Below are 6,615 nucleotides of genomic sequence, written 5' to 3' on the forward strand. Positions count from 1 at the left end.
TTCATTCAGTAGTTAACATACACTATTGAGTCCTACTCCGAACTGATTGCATCTAAATTCTCAATTCCCAATTCTGACTCCTGACTCCATCAGCCACCAAGAACGCAAATGAGCGATCGCTACTTCTTTTTGTTTAGCTTCGACTTCTATCCAAGGTACTTCATGGTAAACCCTGGGCATAGCAGTAATTAAATCGCTGTGCTTTCTGTCATTAAAAGCTTGTTCGCCATTGGAAATATGGACTAATTGCCAATCTCGATTTGCCCAAGTTTCTCGTGCTGCGTATAACATAGATGCCACACTTGGATGGTCGTAGCTGTCTAAATTCTCATGGCAAATATGATGATGAGCATCGAATACCATTGGTATTTCTGCTTGCTGACACACTGCTAAAATTTCACTAGCACTATAAGCATATTCATCATTTTCTAAAGTCAATCGATTTTTAATTGCTGGCGATAATTCTGAGATTACTTTTACAAGTTGTTCGGTGCGTTGAGATTTCCCACCATGAATATTCATCAATGACCAAGGCGATTGGGGTAAGCCTAATAAGTCAAGGTTGCGGGCATGTCGTTCGAGAATTTTTATACTTGTTTTTACCACTTCTGGGGAATCAGAACTCAGCACTACATATTGATCTGGATGCAGTACCATTCTGATGTTTAATGCTTTTGCACGTTCCCCAATTTTTGCTAGTTCATCGCTCATTTCCTCTAATATATGGGCACCAATTTCGTCTTCCATATCACACAGAGGAAATAAAGCACAAGACATTCGATACAGTTGAATCTGATTTTTCTGACAAAAGGATAAAGCGTCATGCAAACGCTGTAAATTATGCTGATATAGTTCTGTTAGGGCTGTTTCACGTTCCTCAAGAGTCAGTTTTAAGTAGCGCGTGCGTGTCATTGTCCGAAAGCGCACTTGTTTGTCAAAAGTGATACAAACCAGCCCCAAGTGGGGTAGAATGCCTTTTTGTTGCTGTGTATGGGTTAAATTCTGGAACTGGATTGCCGTCATGAACTAAATTTATTAACATCTTCTTATTAGTTAATTTTAATAAATCTTGTTATCCAGTGATGAGTATCTAGAGAAGCATTCTTGATAATTAATACCTAAAATTTTTTAGAAGTGTTATTTAATTTTTTAAATTATTCCTAGAGGCAGGCAATAGGAAAGATTCATTACCTATTGCTTATTGCCTTAAGGTGTAGGCTATTTTTTTTCCGACGATTGTCATACTAAAGTATTTGTCAATCAGCAATTGGACTGAAATCTTCAAGGAGTTAGTCAGCGATCGCCCATCTGACATACGGGCGGGAAGCCGCTACAGTTTTGTAGGTGATTAACCGTCCTGGTGCATTAATTTTTCGCAAATCCACACGAAAATAAGCCTTCTTATTCTTAAATTCTACATTGTAGAAAGTATATTCCTGGGTGCGAGTTTTACCTACACATGATGCATAATCACTGCGTAAAGGTGAAACAAACTCGGCAAACTGGTTATTAGATGAAACTAATTTAGTTGAATCTGCAAATTCTCTAGTATCTGCTACTACTGTATGTTCAGCACCGCCTTCATAAGGTAAAGTAAACCACCACAGCCCAATTGTTTGAGGGCATATACCGCTGCTACGTTGTACATTCAGTGTGACATTAGGTGCAGAAATAGGCCCTGGTGTGGACTGCGGCTTTGCTTGTGCTGTAGTAGGTAACGTTCCTGCCATAATCAAGAGGCATAAAACACTACCAAAATCTGTTAATTGTACTAGTTTTTTCATAAGACTATTGTTTTAAAATTTTCAGGTATCCAAATCACATTGACTTTTAGAACTTTGCAAAAGTGCCATCTAACAACAATTTATTCAGGGGTCAAAGTCAAATATAAACACTAGTAGAGACGCGATTAATCGCGTCTCTACTCCTAAATTGCGTCTTTACTGCTAACTCTTTGAGTTCAAGTAATCGTGTTCTCAGTTACAGTTAAACTGAGGAAAACAGGCAATAATTTGGATAATTAACTAGAAATGCAGCCCCGCCTGTAAAAGATGCTGCCGTTTCATGAAACCTCGAATTATTGTTTGTGGCTTAGGACGTACTGGATATAAAATTTTTCGTTTGCTCAGACAACAGGGAGCATTTGTTGTTGGCATTCATTACCAACCCATCCCAGGCGAAACTGCGCCGGATGTGATTGTTGGCGAGATGCAAGCAGCGGCTACCCTAAAAGCAGCAGGAATTGAGCAGGCGCACACTTTAGTAATTGCTGGCTCTAAAGATGAACTGAATTTGTCAATTATGATGCAAGCGCGAGTCCTGAATCCGCGGATTCGCATCATCAACCGCTTTTATAATACAAATTTAGGTGAGCGCTTAGATCAGACTTTGCCAGACCATTTGAGTATGAGTGTTGTCGGTTTGGCAGCACCGGTATTTACTTTTGCAGCACTGGGAAGTCAAGCGATCGGGCAAATCAAGTTATTTCAACAAACTTGGCCGATTCATGAAGAATTCATTGATGAAAATCATTTGTGGAAAGGTCGAAAGCTGAATGAATTGTGGGAAGACCGATCGCGGATGCTGATTTATTATCTACCTGTAGAAGGGGAAATGGATTTAGTATCAGCCGTCATCTCAGGAAAAGAGTTAAAAGTGGGCGATCGCTTGATTGTTGGCACCCAACCCCGCACTCGCCCTCTGAGGCGATCGCTAATTAGAAAACTGCTGAAAGTGATAACTAATCTCAGGCAGTTTCAGCAACACGGGCGATCGGTAGTCGTGGGTGCTGTTGTCTTACTCGCAGTGATTCTACTTGCCACACTCACTTACACATCTGCTGAATTGAAATTATCTGTAATCGATGCCCTATATTTTTCTGTAGGCATGATTACCGGAGCAGGCGGTAATGACAAAGTAGTAGAAAATGCTCCCAACAGTATCAAATTATTTACCGTTATCATGATGCTGGTTGGCGCAGTGGTAATTGGTATTTGGTATGCAATGCTCACTGATTTTGTCCTGGGAAGCCGCTTTAAGCAATTTTGGGATGCAGCACGAATACCCCAGCGATATCACTACATCGTCTGTGGCTTAAGCGGTATTGGCGTCAAAATCGTCCAGCAACTCCACACCAACGGACATGAAGTGGTAGTGATTGAAACCGATTCTAATAACAGATTTGTCAACACCACCAGAGGACTAGGTATTCCGGTAATCCAAGGTGATGCCAGCTTCCGTACTATACTCAAGTCCAGCAATATAGATGCCGCCGCCGCAGTCCTGGCCGTAACCAGTAACGATGCCACTAATTTAGAGATTGCCCTCAAAGCCAAAAGCTTGACACCAAGTATTCCAGTGATTGTCCATTATGCCGATCCTGATTTTGCTGGCATAGCACAACAGCTATTTGACTTCGAGGCAGTACTGAGTCCCGCTGAATTGGCAGCCCCAGCTTTTGCCGCAGCCGCACTAGGGGGAAGAATCCTTGGTAATGGCATCACAGCAGATAGTCTTTGGGTAGCTTTTGCTACAGTTATTACATCTTCACACGCCTTTTGCGGTAAGTGGGTGAAAGATGTAGCGATGTCTACTGACTGCGTACCTTTATACGTAGAAACGAATCACCAAACCTTGCATGGCTGGGACTTGCTAGAAACCAACCTCAGTCCAGGGGATATTTTATATATGACGATGCCAGCCACGCGGCTATATCAATTGTGGCGTGACGAAGGAGCTTGCGAAAGACACGCTTAATTAGTTGATAATTGCTAACTGAATTCTGGGGTTCAAGCCCATACATAATTTTTCGATTTTGGTTTGAAATACATTACTCGAATTCGCAATTTCCGCTTTAATTTCGTCAAGTGTGCTGTATTGTGATATGACACTTCTAAATATTAGTTTGAACTTATCAAAGCATTTGCGGCTACTTATTAGATAATATCTAGGTTATCTTGTGTGCTATATCGGACAGATTACCGAATATTTAGCACCCTAATATCTTTAGATAGTAAGGTGCTAATCCTAGCGAAGTGTATATAGAGTAACAGCGAAACTCTGTTTTTCTTCCCTAAAGTCCACCTCTAGGCACTAGGCAGTTTTATAACCAGGCTTTTATATTTTGTATATAGAATTGCAATCTTTCCCATTAGAAATTAATAAGTTAAAGAAATGCAATTTTTATATTTTCTTTGTTATTTTGTATTTAACGGGACAGTTCTCGAACATTTGGTGGGTTTAAATAACAATTAATCAAATGATTTCCCCCCAAAGATGCATGTTAATTAATTGCAATCTGCTGATTTAACTTCAGTTTATAAGCAGAATGTAAATTGCCCAAATAAGTTACGTAGCAGCATTCGAAATTGGTAAATAGTTCATCTATAACAAGGAAAACCTTGCTAAAAACTATGCTTGAAACAAATAATCGGCGGATTTTTCTACCTGGATTTATTAGCCCCATACAAGAAAAAAATCTAGCAGGTACTAAAAAACAATTTGGTCAGCGTAAATTAGATTTACTGCAACCATTACGTCAATGGCTCGATGCAATCGACATTCAGAATCGTAAATTCGCCAAATTTATTGCTAAGCTTATTCCCGCCCAGTGTCCATTTGAGCGTGATATCATGCTTTTTGGCCGCACAATAGCTCACATTCCTCCTATGTGCAAACTCAATCCGCTTTATGACGAACTTGTAAGCTTGCGTTTTCGTGCATTGTGTTATTTAGTAGATCAGTGTGGAGAGGATATCCAATCCTACTGCTGAAGAAAACTAGAGAAAACACAGTATGGGAATTAAAGTTGAGCATCAACCCAGTCAACAACGTCTCGAACAATTGGGTGTGTCCAAATGGGCAATTTGGGAAAAGGAAGTGTCAAAATTCCCTTGGACTTATGATTCTCAAGAAACTTGCTACTTTTTGGAAGGTGATGTAGTTGTTACTCCTGATGGTGGACAGCCAGTGCAAATGGGTGAAGGGGATTTAGTAATTTTTACTGCTGGTATGTCTTGCGTCTGGGAAATTAAAAGTAACGTAAAAAAGCATTATTACTTTGATTAATCAAGATTAAGGATTGATCCCCTTTGTTTTATTGAAGATCCAAAAAAACAATATTTTATAATTCAATCCTAATTATTGAAAAATACGGCAGAATTCACAAATCAGAATTCAGGAGTCAGAATTAAGAATTCAGATGTAAAACAGGCTTAATAGTTGCGTAGTTAACTTAGCTTGTCTACTTCAAAAACTTGAAATCTGCTGTGCGATCCCCGACTTCTTTAAGAAGTCGGGGATCTGTAGTTTATTGTCACAAATCTAAATCATAGCGATGTCTACGACAAGCTGCTTTGCGTCTACGACATCACTAACTCAAAAGAAACTTCATAATTATGTTAGTAGAAGTTGAATCACAGAATATGCTTTCTTAGAGGGAAATCATCAAAAATGTTACTACATTTAAGTACTTGGCAAGAAGTTGAAGCTTATTTACAGCAATCAAAGGGTATTATTTTTCCGATTGGTTCCACAGAACAACACGGGCCAACAGGATTAATTGGTACTGACGCTATTTGTGCAGAAGCGATCGCTCGTGGTGTGGGCGATACAACTGGAGCGCTCGTTGCCCCTACAATCAATGTAGGCATGGCACTGCACCATACTGCTTTCCCTGGCACAATCAGTCTGCGCCCCAGTACTTTAATTCAAGTAGTGCGAGACTATGTAACTTGTCTCGCCAAAGCTGGTTTTAGCAAGTTCTACTTTATCAACGGACATGGGGGTAATATCGCCACCCTCAAAGCCGCTTTTTCCGAAACTTACGCTCATTTAGAAGATTTGCAGATTCCCAATGCCCCACAAGTACAATGTCAAGTGGCTAACTGGTTTATGTGCAGTTCAGTATATAAACTAGCTAAAGAATTATATGGCGATCGAGAAGGTTCTCATGCAACCCCAAGCGAAGTAGCCCTTAGCCAGTACGTTTATCCAGAAGCGATTAAGCAAGCATACCTTTCACCAGAAGTTGCAAGCGGACACAGTATTTATAGCGCAGCAGACTTTCGAGTACATTATCCTGATGGACGCATGGGATCGAATCCGGCTTTAGCAACACCAGAACACGGTAAACAATTTTATGACTTGGCGGTGAAAGAACTCAGCAATGGATATTTGGAATTTATGAAAGCAGAGTAGAAACATACAAACATACTTTAGATATATCGGTACTCACATGGGTTAGGACATTTTAAAAACTTGAATGGCAGGCATAGTAAGACTTTTACCTCCAGCATAGCTGCCTCCTGCCTCCTGCTATATGTGATTAAAATTGGTTCTCCGCAGAAATCAACGTATTGAATCATTTGTGATAAAAAAGATCCCCAACTTCTCAAATAAGTCGGGGATCGCTGTATTCCAATTTTGACAATTAAAATCAGATTGCTAAATAGAGTATAAACAAAAACCCTCTTGCTGTTGATGAGAGCAAGGGGGTTTGAGTTAGATAATAAACCTGGCATCGAGCTATTTTAGCGTAGGGCAACCCCTAAACTATCGTTGCCGCAGCAGCGTTTCACCTCTGAGTTCGGGAAGGGTTCAGTGTGGTTCCACCGC

Annotated in this window: 6 protein-coding genes and 1 rRNA gene; 4 read left to right on the plus strand and 3 right to left on the minus strand. The window is 40.2% G+C overall.

What is annotated here, in order from left to right; translation table 11 throughout:
- Positions 1 to 60: 60 nt before the first annotated feature.
- Together uvsE and H6H03_RS29760 are read right to left on the minus strand one after the other, a co-directional pair.
- Positions 61 to 1,023, minus strand: a complete 963-nt coding sequence (uvsE, locus tag H6H03_RS29755) for a UV DNA damage repair endonuclease UvsE (RefSeq protein ID WP_190958655.1) — start codon at positions 1,021 to 1,023, stop codon at positions 61 to 63.
- A gap of 266 nt (positions 1,024 to 1,289) precedes the next feature.
- On the minus strand, positions 1,290 to 1,784 hold the full coding sequence (locus tag H6H03_RS29760; protein WP_190958656.1) for a hypothetical protein: 495 nt from the start codon (positions 1,782 to 1,784) through the stop codon (positions 1,290 to 1,292).
- A gap of 280 nt (positions 1,785 to 2,064) precedes the next feature.
- On the opposite strand from H6H03_RS29760, the gene H6H03_RS29765 reads away from it, so the two are divergent.
- The 4 genes from H6H03_RS29765 (at position 2,065) to H6H03_RS29780 (ending at position 6,198) form a co-directional block, all read left to right on the plus strand.
- Entirely contained in the window at positions 2,065 to 3,756 is a 1,692-nt protein-coding gene (locus H6H03_RS29765; RefSeq protein WP_190958657.1) for an NAD-binding protein, read from the plus strand.
- Positions 3,757 to 4,412: 656 nt separating this feature from the next.
- Positions 4,413 to 4,772 carry a Mo-dependent nitrogenase C-terminal domain-containing protein gene (locus H6H03_RS29770; protein WP_190958658.1) on the plus strand — a complete coding sequence of 120 codons (360 nt, stop codon included), beginning with the start codon at positions 4,413 to 4,415 and terminating at the stop codon, positions 4,770 to 4,772.
- A 22-nt stretch (positions 4,773 to 4,794) separates the two neighbouring features.
- Complete coding sequence (locus H6H03_RS29775) at positions 4,795 to 5,067, plus strand: cupin domain-containing protein (protein ID WP_190958659.1); 273 nt, start codon at positions 4,795 to 4,797, stop codon at positions 5,065 to 5,067.
- A 384-nt stretch (positions 5,068 to 5,451) separates the two neighbouring features.
- A complete protein-coding gene (locus tag H6H03_RS29780; protein ID WP_190958660.1) occupies positions 5,452 to 6,198 on the plus strand; it encodes a creatininase family protein in 747 nt (248 codons plus the stop codon).
- Positions 6,199 to 6,512: 314 nt separating this feature from the next.
- On the opposite strand, the gene rrf is transcribed toward H6H03_RS29780, so the two are convergent.
- Positions 6,513 to 6,615: ribosomal RNA gene (gene rrf, locus H6H03_RS42255) — 5S ribosomal RNA — on the minus strand; the annotation flags it as partial.

The organism is Nostoc paludosum FACHB-159, from assembly GCF_014698835.1.
GTDB lineage: Bacteria > Cyanobacteriota > Cyanobacteriia > Cyanobacteriales > Nostocaceae > Nostoc > Nostoc paludosum.

Excerpts from the sequence above, each read along its gene's own strand:
- H6H03_RS29760 (WP_190958656.1), bottom strand. The coding sequence starts at position 1,784 with ATGAAAAAACTAGTACAATTAACAGATTTTGGTAGTGTTTTATGCCTC.
- H6H03_RS29780 (WP_190958660.1), top strand. The coding sequence starts at position 5,452 with ATGTTACTACATTTAAGTACTTGGCAAGAAGTTGAAGCTTATTTACAG.
- H6H03_RS29770 (WP_190958658.1), top strand. The coding sequence starts at position 4,413 with ATGCTTGAAACAAATAATCGGCGGATTTTTCTACCTGGATTTATTAGC.
- uvsE (WP_190958655.1), bottom strand. The coding sequence starts at position 1,023 with ATGACGGCAATCCAGTTCCAGAATTTAACCCATACACAGCAACAAAAA.
- H6H03_RS29775 (WP_190958659.1), top strand. The coding sequence starts at position 4,795 with ATGGGAATTAAAGTTGAGCATCAACCCAGTCAACAACGTCTCGAACAA.
- H6H03_RS29765 (WP_190958657.1), top strand. The coding sequence starts at position 2,065 with ATGAAACCTCGAATTATTGTTTGTGGCTTAGGACGTACTGGATATAAA.